15 protein-coding genes are annotated in these 21,804 nt (G+C 52.7%); 7 read left to right on the top strand and 8 right to left on the bottom strand.

The window, feature by feature from the left end:
* Position 1 precedes the first annotated feature (1 nt).
* From L215_RS0102005 to L215_RS0102015, 3 genes are all read right to left on the bottom strand, one after another.
* On the bottom strand, positions 2–1,210 hold the full coding sequence (locus tag L215_RS0102005) for an FtsX-like permease family protein (RefSeq protein ID WP_025883508.1): 1,209 nt from the start codon (positions 1,208–1,210) through the stop codon (positions 2–4).
* Between the two features lie 22 nt (positions 1,211–1,232).
* A complete protein-coding gene (rbfA, locus tag L215_RS0102010) occupies positions 1,233–1,568 on the bottom strand; it encodes a 30S ribosome-binding factor RbfA (protein WP_025883509.1) in 336 nt (111 codons plus the stop codon).
* A 264-nt stretch (positions 1,569–1,832) separates the two neighbouring features.
* On the bottom strand, positions 1,833–4,856 hold the full coding sequence (locus L215_RS0102015; RefSeq protein ID WP_027451261.1) for a leucine-rich repeat protein: 3,024 nt from the start codon (positions 4,854–4,856) through the stop codon (positions 1,833–1,835).
* Positions 4,857–5,670: 814 nt separating this feature from the next.
* Here L215_RS0102015 and L215_RS0102020 point away from each other — a divergent pair.
* The 4 genes from L215_RS0102020 to L215_RS0102035 all read left to right on the top strand — a co-directional run bounded on the left by L215_RS0102020 (position 5,671) and on the right by L215_RS0102035 (position 10,338).
* A complete protein-coding gene (locus tag L215_RS0102020) occupies positions 5,671–7,716 on the top strand; it encodes an HsdM family class I SAM-dependent methyltransferase (protein WP_027451262.1) in 2,046 nt (681 codons plus the stop codon).
* Between the two features lie 17 nt (positions 7,717–7,733).
* Positions 7,734–8,861: a restriction endonuclease subunit S gene (locus L215_RS10385; protein ID WP_036871901.1), complete on the top strand. Its 1,128-nt coding sequence runs from the start codon at positions 7,734–7,736 to the stop codon at positions 8,859–8,861.
* A 5-nt stretch (positions 8,862–8,866) separates the two neighbouring features.
* Positions 8,867–9,727, top strand: coding sequence for an AbiJ-NTD4 domain-containing protein (locus L215_RS0102030; RefSeq protein ID WP_052343466.1), 861 nt, complete (start codon positions 8,867–8,869; stop codon positions 9,725–9,727).
* A 158-nt stretch (positions 9,728–9,885) separates the two neighbouring features.
* Positions 9,886–10,338, top strand: coding sequence for a PepSY-like domain-containing protein (locus L215_RS0102035; RefSeq protein ID WP_036871904.1), 453 nt, complete (start codon positions 9,886–9,888; stop codon positions 10,336–10,338).
* Between the two features lie 515 nt (positions 10,339–10,853).
* On the opposite strand, the gene tsaE is transcribed toward L215_RS0102035, so the two are convergent.
* From tsaE to L215_RS0102060, 5 genes are all read right to left on the bottom strand, one after another.
* Positions 10,854–11,279 carry a tRNA (adenosine(37)-N6)-threonylcarbamoyltransferase complex ATPase subunit type 1 TsaE gene (tsaE, locus tag L215_RS0102040; protein WP_004331939.1) on the bottom strand — a complete coding sequence of 142 codons (426 nt, stop codon included), beginning with the start codon at positions 11,277–11,279 and terminating at the stop codon, positions 10,854–10,856.
* A 13-nt stretch (positions 11,280–11,292) separates the two neighbouring features.
* Positions 11,293–12,837, bottom strand: coding sequence for a T9SS response regulator signal transducer PorX (gene porX, locus L215_RS0102045; protein ID WP_025883513.1), 1,545 nt, complete (start codon positions 12,835–12,837; stop codon positions 11,293–11,295).
* Positions 12,838–12,863: 26 nt separating this feature from the next.
* On the bottom strand, positions 12,864–13,946 hold the full coding sequence (locus tag L215_RS0102050) for a GDP-L-fucose synthase family protein (RefSeq protein ID WP_027451265.1): 1,083 nt from the start codon (positions 13,944–13,946) through the stop codon (positions 12,864–12,866).
* Positions 13,943–15,019, bottom strand: coding sequence for a GDP-mannose 4,6-dehydratase (gmd, locus tag L215_RS0102055; RefSeq protein WP_025883515.1), 1,077 nt, complete (start codon positions 15,017–15,019; stop codon positions 13,943–13,945). The genes L215_RS0102050 and gmd overlap by 4 nt, the downstream gene beginning before the upstream one ends.
* Positions 15,020–15,268: 249 nt before the next feature.
* Positions 15,269–17,350: a leucine-rich repeat domain-containing protein gene (locus L215_RS0102060; RefSeq protein WP_244869662.1), complete on the bottom strand. Its 2,082-nt coding sequence runs from the start codon at positions 17,348–17,350 to the stop codon at positions 15,269–15,271.
* Between the two features lie 310 nt (positions 17,351–17,660).
* Here L215_RS0102060 and L215_RS0102065 point away from each other — a divergent pair, with 310 nt between their 5' ends.
* The 3 genes from L215_RS0102065 to L215_RS0102075 are packed head-to-tail and all read left to right on the top strand — an operon-like array spanning position 17,661 to position 21,797.
* Positions 17,661–18,668 carry a transglycosylase SLT domain-containing protein gene (locus L215_RS0102065; RefSeq protein ID WP_044111606.1) on the top strand — a complete coding sequence of 336 codons (1,008 nt, stop codon included), beginning with the start codon at positions 17,661–17,663 and terminating at the stop codon, positions 18,666–18,668.
* Positions 18,652–20,553 (top strand): ABC-F family ATP-binding cassette domain-containing protein, encoded by a 1,902-nt coding sequence (locus L215_RS0102070; RefSeq protein WP_025883517.1) that lies wholly within the window; start codon positions 18,652–18,654, stop codon positions 20,551–20,553. The genes L215_RS0102065 and L215_RS0102070 overlap by 17 nt, the downstream gene beginning before the upstream one ends.
* A complete protein-coding gene (locus tag L215_RS0102075) occupies positions 20,550–21,797 on the top strand; it encodes an ABC transporter permease (RefSeq protein ID WP_025883519.1) in 1,248 nt (415 codons plus the stop codon). The genes L215_RS0102070 and L215_RS0102075 overlap by 4 nt, the downstream gene beginning before the upstream one ends.
* Positions 21,798–21,804: the final 7 nt, after the last annotated feature.

Consider the following 21,804-nt stretch of genomic DNA (forward strand, 5'->3'; position numbering starts at 1 on the left):
GTTAAGCTTTACGGTGAGCGATCAACTTGCGTACGGGGTAGACAGCGGCTAGGTAGCCAACGGCAAAAACCAGCAAAAGCACGACGAGTAGATCCGTCAGACGTACAGCTACTGGATAAGGCTGCGACTCCAAAGCTAGATCCATCGTAAGCCACCCATAGCGTATCTGTAGCAAGCAAAGGGTGATGCCGATAGCTATGCCCGTGACGGCACCAATGAGCGTGACCATCAGCCCCTCCAGCTGGAAGGTACGTCTGATCTCCCGTGGAGTCTCGCCGAGAGCGTGTAGGATCGCTATATCCTCCTGCTTCGAGATGAGGAGCATCGAGATACTTGCCATCACATTGTAGGCAGCTAGTAGGAGGATAAAGGCAAAGATAAGCGACGTGATCCACTTCTCGATAGATACGAGGCGCATCAAGTGCGGTTGCTGCTCAGGTCTGTTGCGAACGATGTATTCATCGCCCAGCGTCGTCGCTATGGCTTTCTGTACGGCTCCTTCGTCGGCTCCCTCAGCTAGCTGCAGAGCCAGACCGTGCGCTTGGTTTTCGTCCAGCATCAGCAGCGAACGTAGCTCAGAGAGCGGTACGAAGATAGAGTTATCGTAGACTACATTGTCCGTAAAAAGCACCGAAACGGGCACCCCCTGCGACCGCCTCAGCGAAGTCATAGGCATGATCGGGTTGATGTATCCCTTGCGCTTAGGGAGCGTGATGACGAGCGGATCTGTGTCGTGCGCTATCGCGTTTAGGTTGATCGCTATCGAGGCACCCAGATTGTATTGCCCAGGATGTATCGCTATGTCGCCACTGTAAATATATTTGTCCATCTGAGAGATGCGCAGATAAGAGCTGTCGACACCGTAGAGATGCGCCGCCGAGAAGCTCTCTCCCTCACTACGGCTCACCAGCCCCTCGCCCCATACGAGCGGAGCGATGGCCTCTATCCCCTTTATCGAAGAGATCTCTTTGGTCACCACACTCTGGTCAAAGGGCGCTTCGTTCCCCTTCGTGATCAGTAGCTGAGGATCCAGCCCGACCACCTTGTCGAGGATCATCTGCTCATAGCCATTGTATATGGATAGCACGCAGATCATCGTCATCGACACCACGGCAATCGCCAGCACGCTCACGCGGGTGACGATATTGATGGCACCGAGCTTCTTGTGGGCAAAGAGGTACCGCCAGGCGATAAAGAGGGGCAGACGCATCGTGTGGAGCTAGCGAATCAATTTATTGCTCTAGTAGCTTGTCGATGCGCTCCAGATAGTCTAGCGAGTCATCTATATGGTACTCCATCTCGGGGATGACACGTAGCTGCTTGCCCGTGCGCTGACCCAGCTCGTAACGGTAGCTACCGGCGTTGTCCTGTATGTACTTAAGTAGCTCGTCAGCACGCTCCGAGGGAAAGATGCTCAGGTAAATGTGAGCTCTGCTCAGGTCGGAGGTAACCCGTACGAGGGTGACGCTCACCAGTACGCCACGTAGCTGCTGCGTGAGCGGACGAAAGATCTCTCCCATCTCCTTCTGTATCAGTCGTGCTATCTTTTGTTGTCTTCTTGTATCCATAGTCATCTGTCGTTATGCATACAAAGATAGCAATTAGTGAGGAGAGAGGTGAGATGTTAGACTTTAGAGGTTAGAAATTAGAGATTAGCTAGTTTTTCTAGTGGCACTAGTGCCTCTAGCTAACTGCCAACCGCGCTCTATACGGACGCTCGAAGAGTGTAGGGATACACGTTTCGCTTTGATACACCTTATATATAGAGAGAGGGGACACCCAGCAGTGGGAGCCCCCTCTCATAGTGTATTGCGCTAGCCTAGTAGTGTCGCTTATCTAGCTATGTAGATACGCTCAGCGTGATCGCCCACGATGACGATGTAGCCACCTGCGGGGTAGTCGCTTAGAGAGAGCGTACAGCTACCCTCGGCACTGCATAGACCACTGTAGAGGAGTCCTCCAGCTAGATCGTATAGTCTGACGATCTGGCCATCGGCAGCACCCGTGATCTGTAGCATAGCACCCTCCACGATGAGGCGTAGAGCACCCGTCAGAGGCTGTGGCTCGATAGAGGTGTAGACGACACCCTTGCCCTCGTTGGCACCCCCTGCGTAGTCGTAGACGGTCCAGTTCTTAGACGTGGTGACGCTGAGGAAGCGGTCCTCAAAGCGATTGCCCTCCTTGGCGTTCTTCGTATCGATCGCCATAAAGTCTGCCTTGTCCTCAGGATTGCGCTGAGGCAGTGCGTTGACGATCTGCTCCATAGCGTTAGCTCCGATCTGATTGTTGTAGATATGTAGTGAGGTCAGCTTTGGCATACCCGTCACATCTACAGAGGTGAGCTCATTGTCATAGAGGAAGAGAGCCGTCAGGTTCGGCATCTTCGTCCACTCAATAGTGTTAAGCTTATTATGAGCTAAGATGACCGACTCGAGGAGCGCCGACTTGGAGAGGTCTAGCTTGGTGAGTTGGTTCTCTGGTAGGTATAACGTCGTCAAGTGAGGAGCTCCCGTCACATCGATCTTGGTGAGGTGACACTGAGTAGCCATGAGCGTAGCAATGTCGCCACGTATCGTGATCGTAGGCTGCTCGACGATCATATCCTTGCCCTCGATACGTACACCCTCGATCTTGGAGGCGTTGTTGTCTACGTTGAGCGCGACGATGAAGATCTTCTCTCCTGCTGGTATCGTAGTCGTCATCGTGATGACACCCTCAGTCACAGGTGTATCACCCTCCATGATGGTGCCAAAGTCACTCCACATAGCTGCCTTCTTGTAGTTATTAGCTGAGCCAACAGGTACGACCAGCGTAGCGAGCTTGAGATTGATCTCTCCAAAAGGACTCTCGCCCGTGTAGTCTGCGCTGACAGGCTCAGACATCAGAGCGACCACCTTGCGTAGGTTAGCACAGTGGTAGAAAGCGTAGTCGCCCAGCTCCTTCAGATTGGCGGGCAGGATCACCTCCGTGAGCGACTCATTGCGCTGGAAGGCACGTGCAGCGATAGCTGTCACCTGCGCTGGGATAGCTGCAAGAGGGCTAAGCGCCTCAGGATATGCCACGAGCGTCTTCAGATCAGCCGAGTAGAGCGTCTTGCCCTGTACAGCATAGTGCGTATTGCCTGTAGCGACCGAGTACTCCTCGAGCGACTTGCAGCGCATGAAGGCACCTGGTCCAAAAGTCTCTAGCGAAGCAGGCAGGTCGACCTTCTTTAGCTTGCTCGACCCCTGGAAAGCACTCTCACCGATCTCTTTGAGTCCCTCGGGCAGCGTCAGCGTCACAAGACCTACGGCACCAGCGGCCGCGTCCTTCTCGATCTTCGTCACACTCGTTGGGAGCGTGTAGCTCTCACCACGCAGTGCTGCGTAGCAGACGAGACGCGTACCATCGGCTGAGAGGAGGACATTGTCCACCACCTTGTAGTACTCATTGGCCGAAGCCATGACAAACTTAGAGAGCCCCGTGCAGTAGCCGAAAGCATCGCTCGCTACCGACTCAATGCTCTGCGGGAAGGTGAAGCTCTGTAGCGCAAAGTTGTTCCAGAAAGCACGACTGCCGATAGATCTGAGGCGCTTGTTAGTGACCACCTCCGCAAGATTCTCACAGTTTTGGAAGGCACCCTCTTCGATCGTCTCTAGAGCTTCCGGGAGTACGACACGCTTGACATCTTTATTGAGGAAAGCAAACGACTTGATCGTCCGTACGCGGTTCAGCACTTTGTCGTGAGACATATCTATATCCGTCTCAGGGCCACTCCAAGAGACCAGAGTGCGACCCTCATCCTCGAGCTTGTAAGAGGTAGGGTTGATCTGACTATTATCCTCTAGAGGGAGGTAGTTCTTGAAGGCATTCCACGTGGTAGTCTGAGCTTTGTAGGTCTCGACCGACTCAGCAGGGACATAGAGCGTCGCATTGTACTTCTTTGTTTGATAGAAGATCATACGTCCCCCTAGTGGAGTAGTCATATGATTGCGAAACTCTAGGAGCGAGTTCATATAGCTAAAGCAACCATCCCCGAGCTTCGTAATGGTAGACGGCACAGAGACTTTCGCAATGCTGGCACAGTGGCTGATGGCATCCTGGCCGATCTCCTCAATGCCCTCCTCGAAGGTCACCTCCGTGATGTAGTTAGACTGGTAGAATGCAGAGTCAGCCACCACGCGGATAGTGCCGGGTATCGTGATGGAACCCGCTAGAGCCTTGCTCTCAAAGAAAGCCTTGCGACCCATCTCAGTCAGCTTCTTGCTAAACTTGATAGACTTTAGATACTGTGAGTAGGCAAACGCGTAGTCCCCGATGCGGGTCACGCTCTCAGGGATCGTAAAGCTCTCGCCACTTGTCGCGGAGGGGTAAGCAATCAGTGTCGTGCCAGTAGCGTTGTAGAGGACACCGTCCACCACCTTGTAGTAGCTATTGGACCCCGCCAGTTGATAGCTCTTGATTCCCTGACAATTGACCACAAAAGCCTCACCAATAGACTTTACAGAGGCTGGCAAGCGCAGAGTCTGTAGCTGAGGACAGCGGTAGAAAGCCTCCGAAGCAATCTCCTCGAGACCCTCCGCAAAGACGATCTCTGTCAGCCCTGCACACTCATAGATCGCATTGAAGCCGATCTTGCGTAGTGATGCAGAGAAGACAATACGCTGTATTTGTCCCTTGTAAGCGAATGCGTTAGGCGCGATCTCGGTCACCTGACGCAGCTTAGCATCAGAGGTGAAGTCGATCTCCTGCTCATTGCCTAGCCACTTGACGAGGCAGGTACCCTTGAGCTGGTACGATTCGGCTGGATAGTCAGCCCGTGCACCGACGGCGCAGAGCAGAGCCAGCAAGGTGAATAGAAGTAGTTTTGATTTCATAAGATATAAGTGATTTGTTTAGTCTGTGTACTTGCCTAGTGTGTATGCAGCGATGCTGTACGTACAGCGTCGTCACGTACGGTACCACTGCGTGATGCCAAATGTACCAAAACTTGTCCAACTAAGCAAAGCCCTTGCCCCCACCTCAACTCCGTACACCGCTTACTCGTCTCATCTAACCTCTAATTCCTAATCTCTAATCCCCAACCTCTAATCTCTAATCTCCCCCCCAATCTCTAACCTCTAATCTCTAATTTCTAACCTCTAATCCCCCCCCCAATCTCTAACCCCCAACCTCTAATCTCTAACCTCTAATCTCTAATTTCTAACCTCTAATCTCCCCCCCCCTAGGAAATGGCCCAATTCCTACCTAGGAAATGACCAAATAGCTACCTAGGAAATGGCCAAATTCTTCGGACTTATTTTTTGATTCCTCCGAAGTTTCATTTGATTCCTCCGAAGAATTTTTTCTTTCCTACCTAGGAAATAAAAAATTCCTAGGTAGCTATTTGGCAAATTCCTACCTAGGAATTCGATAGCTAGGTAGACGTTAGAAATTAGAGACTAAAAATTAGACGAAACGACTAGCCCCATGTATGGACGCACGGGACGTGTAACGGCTGTAGGGACGCACGATCTGTGCGTCCGTTGTAGTACAGCAAGACGTGAGTCTCTACAAGCGGTTACTCGTCTCGCTTTTGACACATCCACAGAGCCCTCGTCACCCACCGTCTGCTCCTTATTTATTAGTACCTTTGGGGCTCGAGGTGAGGCACGCCTCTCGCTACTCAACAATCAACCGAACACACAACCTATGGCACTGGTAACACAATCTGTCGAACCCAATATAGCTAAGCTCCTAAATGGTCAACTCGAGGAGTATGGCTTAGACTACAAGCCCGAGCAGGACCCGCTCAATAGTCAGATAGACAATGCCCTCAAGCAGTATGCCTCCAAGCAAGGTGGCGCAGGTGGTAATCGCCCTGATGCGAAGCTACTCCTACAAGACAAGTACGGCACGACCTATCCAATACTCATTGAGTACAAAGGCTATAAGGACAGGCTCGTCAAGCTCAACGCCTCGGGACAGGTGGACAACACGAAAGGTAAGGGAGAGCCAAACTATAAGAACATCAACGACTATGCCGTCAATGGTGCCGTGCACTATGCCAATGCCCTCCTACACTATACAGATTATACTAAGGTCATAGCCATCGGTGCCACAGGGTACAAAGATGGGCAGGGCGAGCTTCACGACCAAATCGGGGTCTACCTAGTCTCTAAGGACAACTACGGTGCGGGACAGGAGGTAGGCTCCTATACCGATCTCTCATTCCTGAGCCGAGACTACTTCGATGACTTTATCGAGCGTGTCAAGACGCTGAGCTTATCGCCCGAAGAGCTCCAGAAGATCAAGGAGCAACGAGAGCGAGAGATCGAAGTCAGCCTCACAAAGCTCAACAACGACATCTATCAAACCGAAAAGGGCCTAGGCGAAAACGACCGCATCTACCTTGTCGCAGCAACGATCATGGCAACCCTTGGGGTGCCAGGCCGTGTGAAGCCACTAGAGTCTAGCGAGCTCCAGTGCTCCAATGAGGTGGGCAATCGGGACGGCGACATTATGATTCGCAAGATAGAGGCCTTCCTCAGAGAGAAGAGTATCCCACAAGATAAGCAGGAGTACATCGTACGCCAGTTGCAGAACACGCTCACCACAGAGCAGATCAATAAGATAGACAATGACGAGACCCAGCTCAAGCGTGTCTTTAATAAGATCGTAGACGACCTCGGCATATACTACAAGATAGGGTTGACGACCGACTTCACGGGCAAGCTCTTTAACGAGATGTACTCTTGGCTAGGATTCTCCCAAGACAAACTCAACGATGTCGTCCTCACCCCCTCTTATGTTGCTCAGCTCCTCGTACGGCTCACGGGGGTCAACAAGGATTCCTACGTCTGGGACTTTGCGACTGGATCGGCTGGACTACTAGTAGCCGCTATGAATGAGATGCTCCGAGACGCTCGTAACACTATCTCCTCACCCGAAGAGCTAGCTCGTAAGGAGCGACATATCAAGGCGGAGCAACTACTCGGACTAGAGAAGCTCGCCAACGTCTACATGCTCGCCGTACTCAATATGATACTCATGGGCGATGGTAGCTCCAACATCATCAACAAAGACTCTCTCAAAGACTTCAACGGCAAGTATGGCTATGGCAAGACCGACGAGTCGTTTCCCGCTGACGCCTTCATCCTCAATCCTCCCTACTCAGCAGAGGGGTGTGGTATGGTCTTCGTAGAGCGTGCCCTCAAGATGATGTCGCATGGCTATGCAGCGATCATCATACAGAGCTCTGCAGGGAGTGGCAAGGCGCGAGAGTTCAACGAGCGCATCCTCCGCCACAACACACTCCTCGCTAGTATCAAGATGCCGATAGACCTCTTCCTAGGCAAGTCTAGCGTACAGACCAATGTCTACCTCTTTCAGGTAGCCAAGCGACACGACCCCAAGTCCATTGTTCGCTTTATAGACTTTTCCAACGATGGCTATACACGAACCAATCGCAAGAAAGCGAGCAATAACCTACGTGACACCGATAGAGCCAAGGAACGCTACGAGGAGGTGGTCAACCTCGCACTCCATGGCAAGCAATACCTCAAGATCTTTACCGAGGAGGAGTACTACGAGGGTACCATAGACCCCAAGAGCGGAGCCGACTGGAATCAGTCCGCCCCCATCGATACCCGCCCCACACTCCAAGACTTCAAGAAGACTATCTCCGACTACCTCGCCTGGGAAGTCTCTAATCTCATCAAGAACCAACCCACAGACGAAGAGACGCTGGGAAAATAGACGCCCCACTCAACAAGATGCTCTCAGGCGTTGAGTGGGGCGAATATAGGATCGGAGACCTGTTTGAAAGAGTAAGTACTTTAAAGTTACCCTACAAGGCGAAAGACCTACCAAGCAGTCCCGAAGGAGAGTTTGATCTCCCATGCTTGACTTCTAGCTTTATGAACCAGGGGTTGAACTATTATGTTCCTAAGAGTGGGGCTACAATTTTGCAAAGCGTCATTTCGATACCATCGAATAGCGATGTGTACAGAGCCTATTATCAGTCTGCCCCTTTTACTGTCCTTTCCGATGCTTATGCGATAAGGTGGATTTATGAGGAGGGACACCCTTCTAGTGAGTTATATTTGTTTTTGGTGAGTTGCATCAATAAGGTCACAGATCTACCTATATACTCATACAAAAACAAGTTAGGAGGATGGAATGTTGTAAGGAAGAAGTATATCCAGCTCCCCACCCGAGATGGGAAGATAAACTTTGAGTTTATGGAGCGATTTGTGGCTGAGCTGAAAGCTCAGCGGGTGGCTGAGCTGAAAGCGTATCTTACTGTCACTGGTCTATCCGACTACACACTCACTCCCGAGGAGCAACAAGCTATCCAACACTTCCAGGAGGACAACCTACAGTGGCATGACTACCGACTAGGTGACCTATTTGAAGTCAAGGGAACTTTAAGCTTTAACAAAGAGGCTCTTGTATCTGGAGCTGAGTATGACTACGTCACACGCACATCTCAAAACCAAGGAATACTACAAACAACAGCTTTTGTGAATAAGGAGAACCTAAACGAAGCTGGGACGTGGAGCCTAGGTTTGCTTCAAATGGACTTCTTTTATAGAAAACGACAATGGTATGCTGGACAGTTTGTACGGAAGGTAGTCTTCAAAGAACAACTCCCGAGCGGGAGCATTCACTTCTTCACAACAGTATTGAACGCATTGAAGCCTAAGCTTCTGTCCGTATTAGTTCGAGACGTCAATAAAACGTTTTTAGACTCTTACATCCAGCTCCCCGTGAGCTCAGACAAGCCAGACTATACTCAGATGGAGACTTTCATTCGAGCTATCGAGAAGCTCGTGATCCGAGACGTAGTCCTCTATGCCGATCGAGAGCTAGCCGCCACCCAGCAAGTAATCAACCAGTAGTCCCTATGAAAACAAAAGAACCTATGCCACACTTTTCAGAAAGAAATGGCTATGTAATCCCCTCTAAAGTACTCATACGAGAGACCATAACTACTGAGATAGAAAACTGTATCTATAACTGCTATAGTGCACTGGAAGAGGATATGGAGGAGTATCATTACTCATATGAAGAGTTAGTGATGCATCTATGGACTAAGTTTTTGAACCTAAAAGTCTTGGGATTCGAACGAAATTCGCCTTCCTTCATTATATCCAAATACATCTCACTTAAAAACATTCAGTGGTACAAGAAGCTTGACTTGATAGAAGAGACTATTGAATTTTTAAAGGACAACTGTAGCTATCCTCAGCCTTTAGATAACTTTGTCCAGAACATCAACACTGAGTTTGAGCGACTAGCTTACGGCTATCGGATTGTAAACCTCCAAGTCACGCCTATTCTAGATGAAGTTCAGATCTCTGCGATTCAAAAACCGCTAGAGAGCCCTACTGTTCATGAAAACATTCGTAGGCATCTCAACAATGCACTTCGCCTATATTCACAACGACCTCAAGCTGACTATCAGAACTCTATCAAGGAGTCCATATCTGCCGTGGAGTGCTTATGTCGCAGTATTGCTGAAGAGAATACCCTTGGTAAAGCGCTGTCTAAGTTAGAGAGGAGTGGAGCTATAATCCATCCTCAACTGGAAGAAGCTTTTAAAAAGCTGTACTCCTATGCTAACCAAGGAGATACTGGCATAAGGCATGCTTTAATGAGCCCAGAAGACAACTATGTTCCACAGTCAGAGGAAGCTTTCTATATGCTCGTATCTTGTTGCTCCTTCGTCACCTACATTTGCGAGAAGCAAAGTCGAATTCAGTAGTTTCGGGGTACACGTCACGGGCGTTGCATACTGCTACTCGTGAGATTTTCGGAATAGATGGCCTGCCGAGAGCTGTGGAAAATTAGTCCTATCTTTGCGGTTGGGGGGAGGATCTTTCTTTCCTCCACTGCGAATCTAATAACCCTATAAATGAACCTATGAAAAGAACTCTATTTATGGCGCTACTGCTGACTTGCAGTGCTGCACTTTTTGCCGCTTGTGGACCAACGAAGGATTGGCACCTTAGTGAGCAGTGCTCGAAGTTCCTAAATGAGCGCTACGCCAACGCTCGTATCCTAGATGTGGACTACGACGATGGCATGGTCGAGGTGGAGATACGGCACGACAAGAAGGATAAGGAGGTGCTCTTCACTAATTCCTGCGAGTGGGTCTCCACGAGCTGGGATGTCGCCCAGAGAAATGTCCCCGCCGTCGTCATGCAGGCGCTCCAGAAGAAGTATCCCAATGCACGCATAGACGATATCGACTTCATCGAGATGCCTCAGGGCTCTTACTATCGCTTTGAGATAGAGCGGAGAGGTCAGCAAGATGAGTACGTCTACATCACGCCTCAGGGGGTGATCACCGAGGTACGTGTCTATCACAAGTAGAGACTGTTGCATAAAGGCGAATCGCTGCGTTGCTTTCGGGATTCGGCTTCGGTCACATACGGAGGTATGCTCCCTTCAGACCTCACCCTCAGCGCCTTGCGCTTCATCCTTTCTGCAAAGTCAGGACAATCTTGCAAGCAAGATGGTGAGACTGTTGATTTTTGCAACAGTCTCAAGTAATCCGCTAGCTACTACATAGCAACAACGCACAAGGCGGGTCCGCCACACGCCATGCTCGGATATGTACCCGAAAACGCCAAAACGGGTACATGTTGTGTCCGATAGACCCTTGGTTAGCCCAGAAGATTTTACTCTACTATTATATATAATAGGAGAGGGTGTAGCGCAACGGTCTTTGCTCTTTTCGGGATATTAGCTCTTCGGGATAGTGGGTTGTCATCGAGGCTTGCTCACAACCTTTACAGCAGTAGGGGAGGAGCTCCCGTGGTGCGTGCAGTACCTTTGCAGCGACTCCTCCCCTAGCTCTAGTGAGCAGAGCCGATGTGAGTGCGAGCTTACTCGGTGAGGAGGGTCAGGAGGCGGGAGCCGTCGGGTTGCGCCTCGATGTGGATGACGGCGGTGTCCTCGGGGAGTAGCGGAGCGATGACGTCGGGCCACTCGATATAGCAGCGAGCACCTGAGCGAATATACTCGGCTAGCCCTATTTGGTCGGCATCGGCGAGGTTCTCCAGACGGTAGCAGTCTATATGATAGATGGTGTCGTCGGACTGAGTCGTGTAGACATTGACAATGGCAAAGGTGGGACTATTGACCACCTCCTCTTCGCTGGCGCCATCGAGACGGCAGAGCTCGTGAACGAGCGTCGTCTTGCCCGCTCCTAGGTCTCCCTGGAGGGCGATGACGGGGTAGTCGGCTAGTCGTGTGTGCACCTCCTGGGCTATGCGTGGGAGGTCGGCGAGAGATTGTAGTGTGAGACGCATATAGTTAATGGTATTAGCGAGGCGTCAGCGTGATGCAGGGCACGAGCATCTCCTCCATAGAGATGCCCCCGTGCTGGAGCGTGTCACGGTAGTAGTTGACGTAGTAGTTGTAGTTGTTGGGATAGGCGAAGAAGTTCTGCTCGTAGCAGAAGACGTAACTGTCTGTCAGATGGTTGACAGGAAGACCTATATCCTTAGGTTTGCTGGGTGCGTAGGCCTCCTTGGCGTCGAAGGTGAGACTTTGGCCTAGCTTATAGCGCAGATTGGTCGAAGTGTTGCGATTGCCGATGATCTTGACTGGTTTGCGCACGCGGACGGAGCCGTGGTCGGTGGTCAGGATGATCTTGGCGCCCATCTGCGCAATCTGCTCGAAGAGGCGATAGGTGGTCGAGTGGCGGAACCAACTCTGTGTCAGGGAGCGGTAAGCGGCCTCACTGCTGGCCAGCTCGCGGATCATCTTGCTCTCGGTGCGAGCGTGCGATAGCATATCGACAAAGTTGAGGACGATGACGTTGAGCGGGTTGTCCTGTAGCTCGTTGAGCTGAGCGAGGACTCGCTCTCCGAAGGAGGTCTCGTAGACCTTGCGGTAGGCGAAGCTATAGGGTTTGCGATAACGCTTGAGGAGGCTTGCGATCATGGGCTCTTCGTTGAGATTCTTGCCCTCTTCGCTCTCCTCATCGACCCACAGCTCGGGAAATGTTTTCGCAATTTCAAGGGGCATGAGCCCTGAGAAGATCGCATTGCGCGCATACTGTGTGGCTGTAGGCAGGATGGCGGTGTACATGCCATCGTCGAAGGTGAAGAGTCCGCTCAGCATCTCCTGCACGGCAAGCCACTGGTCCCAGCGGAAGTTGTCGATGAGGATTAGGAAGACACGCTCACCACGATCGAGCAGGGGGAAGACCTTGTCCCGCATCAGCGTATGGCTCATTAGCGGAGCGCGCTTCGGATCTTGTATCCACCCTTCGTACTCCTTGATAATGTACTTGGCGAAGAGTCTATTCGCCTCGTCACGCTGCGACTGCAGCGTCTCGGCCATGTCGGGAAGGTAGTTGTCCACCTGCATGACCCACTTGGAGATCTCCTTATAAATAGCCATCCACTCGTCGATGGTGCCAGCACTATTGATCCGTAGAGATAGCTCCCGGAAGGCTTGTATGTAGTTTTGCTGTGTGGCCTCGGTGACGATCTGCTCTCGGTGCAGTACTTTCTTGAGCGAGAGGAGCAGTTGGTGCGGATTGACTGGCTTGATGAGGTAGTCGGCTATCTGACGGCTGATGGCTTCATTCATGAGGTGCTCCTCCTCGCTCTTGGTGACCATGACGACGGGGAGGTAGGGGTAGAGCGGTGCGATGCGAGCGAGCGTCTCTAGTCCCGACAAGCCAGGCATCTGCTCATCGAGGAAGACTAAGTCGTAGGGCCGCTCCTGTAGCAGGTCGAGGGCATCGGCACCACTCACGCAGGGGGTGACCTGATAGCCGTGCTGCTCGAGGAATATGATGTGCGGTCTCAGGAGATCTATCTCGTCATCAACCCAAAGTATCTGTATTGCGGACATAGATGCGTAGCTTATTGTTGGAGTGATTACTGCTGGCAGTACCAGTCGTAGAGGCGGGGGATGCCGACGGCGAGGGGCGTCGTGGCGGTGTAGCCGAGGGAGGTGAGACGCGTTAGGTCGAGAAGCTTGCGGGGGGTGCCGTCGGGCTTTGTGCTGTCCCACTCAATGCGCCCCTCGTAGTGCGTGGCCTCAGCAACGAGCGTGGCGAGGGTGCGGATGGATACCTCTTCGCCCGAACCAATGTTGATGTGCGTGTTGCGGATCTCCTGCTCGCCAGCTGGGTATAGCTCAGCAAAGGAGACCCGCTCGGCAATAGTTATGCAAGCCTCGGCTAAGTCGTCGCTCCACATGAACTCACGCAGTGCCGACCCCGTACCCCACAGCTGCAAACTGGTGGGCGTGATGTCGTAGCGTGCTAGCTCTGACGTGAACTCTGCCAGACTACTTTGCTCTGTCAAGCCCGCCAACGGACGCTGCGCCACGTCCCGTCGTAGTGCGACTAGGTCGCCACGGAGCAACGCTCCCGCCACGTGTAGCTTGCGAATCATAGCGGGGAGGACGTGGCTGTTGACTAAGTCAAAGTTGTCTCCGTAACCATATAGGTTGGTCGGCATGACCGAGAGATAGTTTGTGCCGTACTGGAGGTTCATACTCTCGCACATCTTCATCCCCGCTATCTTGGCGATAGCGTACGGCTCGTTGGTGTACTCCAGAGGAGAGGTGAGCAGCGCATCTTCACGCATCGGCTGAGGCGCAAGCCGAGGGTAGATGCAGCTACTGCCGAGGAAGAGCAATCCCTCGACCCCATTGCGTAGCGCAGAGGTGAGGACGTTTTGCTGGATCCCCAGATTGTTCATGATAAAGTCGGCACGATAGGTCTGATTGGCCATGATCCCGCCCACATGCGCCGCAGCGAGGAATATGTAGTCGGGTCGCTCCTCACGCATGAACTGCTCCACCGCCACTGCATCCAGTAGGTCTAGCTCTTGATGCGTACGGGTGATCAGCTGTTGGTAGCCCCGGGCTTGCAATTGGCGGAGTATCGCCGATCCCACCAAGCCTCGATGTCCAGCCACATAGACGCGGCTCTCAGGTGTCAATTGTTTCATAGCTTCTTGTGCTCTTCTTTGGCAAATAGCTCTAGATCACTCTCGACCATACGCTTGACCAGTTCTTCAAAAGGAGTCATCCGTGGGTTCCACCCGAGGAGCTGGCGCGCCTTCGTCGGGTCACCCAGGAGCGTCTCCACTTCAGCGGGACGGAAGAAGCTCTCGTCCACAGCGACCAGCACGCGCCCCGTGGCACGATCCACACCCTCCTCGTGAAGCCCTTCGCCTCGCCACTCAAGGTCGATGCCGACATAGCGGAAGGCGAGCGTGGCAAACTCTCGCACCGAGTGCTGCTCGCCCGTAGCGATGACAAAGTCTTCGGGCTTTTCGTTTTGCAGCATCAGCCACATACAGTAGACGTAGTCAGGCGCATAGCCCCAGTCACGGAGCGCATTGAGATTGCCTAGGTAAAGCTTGTCCTGCAGTCCCAGCTTGATACGGGCTGCCGCCATCGTAATCTTACGAGTGACGAAGTTCTCGCCCCGTCGCTCACTCTCATGGTTAAAGAGGATCCCGTTGACCGCAAACATACCGTAGCTCTCCCGGTAGTTGCGAATGATCCAGTAGGCGTAGAGCTTAGCACAGGCATAGGGTGAGCAGGGACGGAAGGGGGTCAACTCATTTTGCGGTGTCTCTGCCACATGACCGTATAGTTCACTCGTGGAGGCCTGGTAGATGCGTACCGATTGGCTCATACCTAGTATGCGCACCGCCTCGAGTAGTCTGAGCGTCCCGATGGCGGTCACGTCGCCCGTGTACTCTGGCACGTCAAAGGAGACCTTGACATGGCTCTGGGCCGCTAGGTTGTAGATCTCCGTAGGACGCACCTCCTGGATGATACGTATGAGTGACGAGCTGTCCGTCATGTCGGCCCAGTGAAGCTCTATCTTACGTCGCTGCCCTTGGTCACGCACCCAGTCGTCGAGGTATAGATGCTCGATGCGAGCCGTGTTGAAGTAAGAGGCGCGGCGCAACGTACCGTGTACCTCGTATCCCTTGGATAGAAGTAGCTCAGCGAGGTAAGAGCCGTCCTGCCCCGTGATGCCAGTGATGAGAGCTATAGGTCTAGACATAGTTGTGTCAATATCAATTTACTCCCAAAGGTACGAAAATAGAGATTAGAGGTTAGAGGCTAGAAGTTAGAGGTTAGAAGTTAGAAGTTAGAGGTCTGATCATTCCGATAGCTCTAGCCAATAGCCAACAGCCAACAGCCAACAGCCAACAGCCAATAGCCAACAGCTAGGTTAGTTAGAACAAAGGAGACTGTCACGCAGTGTGACAGCCTCCTTTGTTTCGTGTCTAGGGTTTATGTGTAAACCGCTTTATAGGATGTACTTCACCGTGTGGCGTACGTTGTCGACAGTCACGACGATGAGATAAGAGCCTGGTGCTACACCCTCGATAGATAGTGTGTTGCCCTCGGTGCGAGCGATGCAGGCACCCTCCATCGTGTAGAGCTCAGCTACCTGAGCACCCTCTATGTGGAGTGTGGTAGCATCTCTTGTGATTTGGAGCTCAGGCTTAGTTACCTCAGAGATAGATGTACCGTTCTTGATCGTCGTCTTACCCGTTGTGAGTGTGAGCCTAGGCGCGATGATGTTTGTGATCTCGCAGTGGTATACACCGTTATTGCTAGTACTATAGGTCGGCTTGGTCTCACCAGGGATTGCCTTACCATCCTTGTACCACTGGTAATTGTTGGGGATAAATGAATCACCTTTTGGCTTCCAGTTATCAGGCTCTTCGAGCATAGCGTCCAGTGTCACGCTCTTACCACCAGTTAGATCCACGGTCTTATCCTCTGTGGTCGGTTGCTGCGGAGCATAGACGAGTGTGTTGCTTGCATCTGAGCCAGCTTGTAGATTCCCCTGTAAGTTGCTAAAGTCACTGAAGACAAACTTGTTACCATAGATGATGGCACTCCCGCCCGTGAAGCCTAGTAGCACGCCGTAGTCAGATTTGCTAGGCTCTGGGAGGATCGGGCCTGAGAAGTTATTGTTCGAAATGTCCACACGGGTTAGCATACGCTTGGGGTTGGTGAATAGCTCCCCGACACCTCCAGCGAACTGGTTGTCGTTTAGCTCGATCTGTACGAGGTAGTTAAAGTTGTCGTAAGTGAAGTACCCTATCGGGTTACCCGTGAGCTTGTTGTGTGAGACCCAGATGCGTACTAGGTTAGAGCAGTTGGTGATCTGCTTAGAGAGCTCGCCTGTCAGCTCATTGTAAGAGAAGTCTAGATTCTGCAGCTTGGGCAGTCCATCGGTTCCTTCCTTAGTAGAGGGGAATAGGCTAGCTGGTATCTCGCCTGTGAGCTTACACTTAGCCATTCTGAGGTCCTTAAGCATGGAGAGCTTTGAGAGCCACTCTGGTATCTCACCCCCTATAGGATTGTTCGTAAGGTTGATGAGTACTAGATTCTTTAGGTTGCCTAGGCTAGCTGGTAGTGGACCCGTGAACTGGCAGTCGCCAAAGGCGATCATCGTTATCTTGGTTAGCTTGCCTATGCTCTCAGGGATGGCACCGCTCATCTTAGAGCTGGTGAGAAAGAACTGGCTCAGATTGGTTAGATTACCAATGTCTGAGGGGATCTCACCCTTGATAGAGGTATTCTGGATGGAGATAGCCTCTAGGGTGGTTAGCTTAGTCAGTGAAGTGGGGAAATTGCCTCCGAGCTGAGGGTTCTGCTCGAAGACAAAGTGCTTGAGCTTCGTGCAGGCTGTCCAGTCTTGAGGTATATCGCCTGAGAGGTTGTTCATGTGGAGGTAGAGATACTCTAGGTTTGCACACTTTGTCAAGATCTCGGGGACACTGCCCGTGAGCTTGTTGTCCTGGAGTCCTAAGAACTTCAACTTAGGCATATTCATGTCACTCGGCAGAGATCCTGTCAGGGCATTATTTGCCATCGAGAAGGACTCCATGGCCGGCAGATCTACCTTCTTGGGGAACTCCTGTGTCAGCGTACGCGTGTCACCGAAATTCTGCAGGTCAGCAACGAAGGTCTTTAGCTTCTTCATAGTAAAGAGCTCATTTGGGAACTTGGAGATCTGATTTGAGTAGCACTCAAAAACCTCTAGTTCAGTCAGATCAGCAATAGAGGCTGGCACCTCGCCCTTAGCTTTAAGACGATCTATCTTGAGCCCCACGACGTGTCCGTCTCGGATCGTGACACCTTTCCAGGTACTGGGATCGGCCGTTAGATCCCAGCGCTTGCTTTTGGGCTCCCAGTTGGCCCCATCGAGGCTGTTGTAGATGTCGACAAGAGCTTGCTTCTCATCGGCGGGGATGGATGCCTCGCCAGTGGTAGTGGTCGCATCGGCTCTGAGCTCTTGTTGCTCTGGCTGGTGGAGCGATAGCTTGACCAGCTCAGCATTCTGAGCAGTCAGCCCTAGTGAGCAGAGTGCCATAGCACAGCTAACTATACAGGCTCTGCGTAATTGAGTAATTGTTTGAACCATAGAGGTCTTGTGTTTGTTTGGTGAACGTGTAGATGTAACGGAGGATACACTCATACCCTCCAAAGGCGAAGATACAAAAAAACAATATTCGCGAACTTTTATGGCTGTGCAGATCGGTCGATAGTTGCTTTGAGGTGCTGGGCGAAAGTATCGAAAGCTGACAATACTCTATCATCTAATCTCTAGCTTCTAACATCTAATCTCTAGCTTCTAACATCTAATCTCTAGCTACTTACCTCTAATTTCGTACCTTAGCGATATGAAATGCTCTCGAATGAATGAGATACGTCGTGATCCGACTCGCTTGAAGAGGCTGCTCCGCTACGTAACGTTGGCGCTGTGGGGCGCGGTCCTCGTGGGCATCGTCTACTACTTTGTTGTAGTCTATCGAGCGCCACAGGCTGAGCCTGCTCATGCGCACGTCACCCCTCAGACGGGGTGGCGTGATGTGCCTATCGCTGAGGTAGGTGCTGGTGAGGAGTATGAAGAGCTGGAGCAGTACGGTACGCTCTACGTATTGGAGTATCTACTGGACTATGACTCGATATGGCCTCTTGACGAGCTACAACAGGGGAGATCCCTCGGACTTTATGACGAAGAGGAAGACGACGATGAAGATGAAGTGGTGGAAGTAGTAGAAGTGAAGCAGACCAAGTCTACTGACACGCCTCAAGCATCGGCAGAGCAGTCGCAAGAGCAGTCCACAAGGATTCAGGGCGTGATCTCGGACTGGGATCATCTCTTTCAGAAGTATGGCAATAAGTATGGCTGGGACTGGTTTGTCTTAGCCTCGATAGCTTATCAGGAGTCGAAGTTTCGTGCGGAGGTCGTCGGCATGGGCGGTGCTACGGGACTGATGGGTATCATGCCAGCTACGGGGCGACGCTACGGCTACAGTCGTGCTAAGCTCAAGCATGCCGAGAGCTCTATCCGTGTGGCCTGTATGGCGCTACAAGACTTCGGTCGCTCCTTCGCTCATATCACCGACGCTGAGCAGCGGATGAAGTTTACCCTCGCCGCTTACAACTCGGGCAGTGCGCATGTCCTCGATGCGCGTCGACTGGCTGAGGACGCGGGCTTAGATCCTGATCGCTGGGATGGCTCTGTGGAGATCTTTATGGCTCGTCTGAGCGAACCGAAGTACTATAACGATCCACTTGTCCAGCATGGCCGTGCCAACGGAGCTCACACGGTGCGCTATGTGACGGAGGTATTCAGTCGGGCGCAATCCTATAAATCGAAAGTGCAATATGCTACAGCTAAATAATGTCTCACTAAGCTTCGGCAATAGAGTTCTCTTTGCGGACATCTCGCTCTCGCTCCTAGAGGGCGACAAAGTGGGACTCGTCGGGGTCAACGGGACGGGCAAGTCCTCGCTACTGCGTATCATCATGGGCGAGCTCGAGCCAGACAGCGGGACGATCTCGCGACGCAATGGGCTACGGATTGGTTACTTGTCTCAGCAGCACCGCTTTGCAGAGGGGGTGCGGGTGATCGATGCGGTCTTTTCGCCACATGACCCTACGGCACATCTCGTGGGTGCCTGGCAGAGTGCTGTGGAGCGTGGCGATGCAGAGGCGCAGGAGCGACTCCTACCCGATATGGATCGTCTCTCGGCTTGGCAATATGAGCAGGAGGCGACGGCGATACTGCATGCGCTCCGTATCACTGATGTGGAGCGTCCTATGGAGCTCCTCTCAGGTGGGGAGGTCAAGCGGGTAGCACTAGCTGGGGTCTTGCTCCAGCAGCCAGATCTCCTGATCCTCGATGAGCCGACGAACCACCTGGACCTAGAGGTGATCGAGTGGCTCGAGGGCTACCTCTCACGCTCACGGCTCACACTCCTACTGGTGACCCACGACCGCTACTTCCTCGATCATATCTGTACCCGTATCGTGGAGATGGATCAGCAGCAGCTCTACAGCTATGAGGGCAACTATGAGACCTTCCTCACCAAGCGTCAGGAGCGTCTAGAGCAAATGGCGCAAACGAGTGACCGACTGGCCAATATCTATCGACAGGAGCTGGTTTGGATGCGCGCTACTCCGCAAGCACGAGGTGGCAAGCAGCGAGCCCGCAAGGAGCACTTTGCAGAGCTCTCGTCTGAGCTGTCCAAAGCGCGGCAGATACTGCGAGAGCAGACGACCATCGAGCCGCTCCACTCGTCCGTTCGTCTAGGCAAGCAGGTGATCGAGCTGGAGGGTGTCTCCAAGAGCTTTGAGGAGTCGAAGCCTTTGGTCCGAGACTTTGACTATATCTTCTCACGCAGAGATCGTGTCGGCATCGTCGGCCCCAACGGTTGTGGCAAGACGACCCTGCTGAAGATGATCATTGGCGAACTAGAGCCAGACAGCGGGTCGGTACTTATCGGCGAGACGGTGCAGTTTGGCTATTTCGGGCAGAAGCTGCCGAGCTACGCCCCCGACAAGCGGGTGATCGACATTATCTCCGACATAGCCAGTCACATTACGGATCCCGTCACGGGGCAGTCGGTCTCGGCTACACAACTACTGCAGAGGTTTCTCTTCACCAGTGATCGCATCTACACGCCTGTATCGCTGCTCAGTGGCGGTGAGCTCAGACGACTCTATCTCTGTACGGTGCTGATGGCTAGCCCCAACCTGCTTATCCTCGATGAGCCGACGAATGATCTAGACATTACGACGCTGGGCGTGCTGGAGAGCTACCTGAGCTCTTTCGAGGGAGTCCTTATTATTGTAACGCACGATCGCTACTTCCTGGACAAGCTCGTGGAGCACCTCTTCGTTTTCGAGAAGGGAGGACACATTCGAGACTTCCCCGGCAACTTCACTCAATATCGTCTGCAGCAGGAGGCCGAGGCACAGCAAGCGACTGAGCAGGCTACGCCACGGGAGACCAAAAGCGCGGCGCCCGCAGCTAGTCAGGCGACTCGTCAAGGTAACCGCAAGAAGCGACGCAGCTATCGTGAGGAGCAAGAGTTTCAGCAGCTGGAGCAGCAGATCCCGCAGCTCGAGGCACGCATTGCGGAGCTAGAGCAGCGGATGTCTTCGGGGAGCCTCTCCAATGAAGAGTTGATCAAGGCGGGAGAGGAGATTGCTGAGGCGCAGCAAGAGATGGAGCAGGTGTCTGAGCGTTGGTTTGAACTAGCCGCTATCGAAGAGGAAGCATGAGACTAAGACTACCCATCTGGCTGGCCCGCCAGCTTTACAGCCGTGAGAACCGTCGTCACAGCAAGGTCTACGCCTTGGTGCGCTTTGCGATCCCCGCCATAGCACTGAGCCTAGCGGTCATGCTCCTCGGCATTGCGATCATGGACGGCTTTCAGTACAGCGTCCGTGATACGGTCCGTCTGGTGACAGGCGATGTGATCCTCTGCGAGTATGGCAAGCAACCGATAGACCTAGACAATGTGATCACGCTGACGCCTCAGATGACGCAGCGTATGAGCGAGATGCCAGAGATAGTCTCCGTGCGTCCCGTCCGTACAGCCGTCGGCATGATCAAGACCGACAGCACCTATCAGGGGGTGGCCGTCACGGGAGTAGACGACTTCACATTCCTCGAGCCACTCTGCGCCACGGGGAACTTGTCCGACACGACACTGGCGGAGGGAGCTAACCCGATCGTCCTGCCTAAAACCTCTGCGCAAAAGCTGGGACTAACGATCGGAGACAAGGTAGTCCTTTACTTTCTAGGAGATAAGGTATCGGTGCGCTCCTTTACATTGATAGCGATACTGGAGCTGACCAATACGGCACAGCCTCTCGCCTATGTGACCAATGACCTGCTAGGACGTGTGGGGGGCTGGCAGCCAAATCAGTACACACGCATTGAGATCCTCGCCAAGAACACGGACCGCTCGCTCCTAGATATGGAGACCTCGCTCTCAGACAAGCTGATTCAGTCGCTCTCGGAGCCAGGCGTCACACATGAGACCTTAGGAATCTACACCGGCACTCAGATCAATGGCGGGGTCTACCAGTGGATTGACTCGCTACGACCGAATGTACAGATATTACTGGTGCTGATGGCACTCGTAGCGGCCTTTACGATGATCAATGCGCTCCTGATCATTATCCTAGACTTGACGCAGACCATTGGCTTGCTCAAGGCACTCGGCATGACCTACCGCTCGCTCACGACGATGAGCCTGGCGATCGCTCTGCGCATCATCGCCTGGGGTATGCTCTGGGGCAATCTACTAGCGGGTATCATCATCTGGAGTCAGCACCAGTGGCAGTGGCTCACGCTCGACCCGAACATCTACTACATCTCGCACGTCGCCATGCGCATCCGCCCTGTGGCGTGGATCGTGGTCAATGTGGCGACGCTCCTGCTCTGCCTCATCCTCTTACTCCTCCCAGCGCGTATCATCCAGCGGATCTCGCCGACGACAGCTCTTCGCTTCGAATAAACCAACT

It is taken from the genome of Porphyromonas uenonis DSM 23387 = JCM 13868, assembly GCF_000482365.1.
Classification (GTDB): domain Bacteria; phylum Bacteroidota; class Bacteroidia; order Bacteroidales; family Porphyromonadaceae; genus Porphyromonas; species Porphyromonas uenonis.

Excerpts from the sequence above, each read along its gene's own strand:
- L215_RS0102005 (WP_025883508.1), bottom strand. The coding sequence starts at position 1,210 with ATGCGTCTGCCCCTCTTTATCGCCTGGCGGTACCTCTTTGCCCACAAG.
- rbfA (WP_025883509.1), bottom strand. The coding sequence starts at position 1,568 with ATGGATACAAGAAGACAACAAAAGATAGCACGACTGATACAGAAGGAG.
- L215_RS0102015 (WP_027451261.1), bottom strand. The coding sequence starts at position 4,856 with ATGAAATCAAAACTACTTCTATTCACCTTGCTGGCTCTGCTCTGCGCC.
- L215_RS0102020 (WP_027451262.1), top strand. The coding sequence starts at position 5,671 with ATGGCACTGGTAACACAATCTGTCGAACCCAATATAGCTAAGCTCCTA.
- L215_RS10385 (WP_036871901.1), top strand. The coding sequence starts at position 7,734 with ATGCTCTCAGGCGTTGAGTGGGGCGAATATAGGATCGGAGACCTGTTT.
- L215_RS0102030 (WP_052343466.1), top strand. The coding sequence starts at position 8,867 with ATGAAAACAAAAGAACCTATGCCACACTTTTCAGAAAGAAATGGCTAT.
- L215_RS0102035 (WP_036871904.1), top strand. The coding sequence starts at position 9,886 with ATGAAAAGAACTCTATTTATGGCGCTACTGCTGACTTGCAGTGCTGCA.
- tsaE (WP_004331939.1), bottom strand. The coding sequence starts at position 11,279 with ATGCGTCTCACACTACAATCTCTCGCCGACCTCCCACGCATAGCCCAG.
- porX (WP_025883513.1), bottom strand. The coding sequence starts at position 12,837 with ATGTCCGCAATACAGATACTTTGGGTTGATGACGAGATAGATCTCCTG.
- L215_RS0102050 (WP_027451265.1), bottom strand. The coding sequence starts at position 13,946 with ATGAAACAATTGACACCTGAGAGCCGCGTCTATGTGGCTGGACATCGA.
- gmd (WP_025883515.1), bottom strand. The coding sequence starts at position 15,019 with ATGTCTAGACCTATAGCTCTCATCACTGGCATCACGGGGCAGGACGGC.
- L215_RS0102060 (WP_244869662.1), bottom strand. The coding sequence starts at position 17,350 with ATGGCACTCTGCTCACTAGGGCTGACTGCTCAGAATGCTGAGCTGGTC.
- L215_RS0102065 (WP_044111606.1), top strand. The coding sequence starts at position 17,661 with ATGAAATGCTCTCGAATGAATGAGATACGTCGTGATCCGACTCGCTTG.
- L215_RS0102070 (WP_025883517.1), top strand. The coding sequence starts at position 18,652 with ATGCTACAGCTAAATAATGTCTCACTAAGCTTCGGCAATAGAGTTCTC.
- L215_RS0102075 (WP_025883519.1), top strand. The coding sequence starts at position 20,550 with ATGAGACTAAGACTACCCATCTGGCTGGCCCGCCAGCTTTACAGCCGT.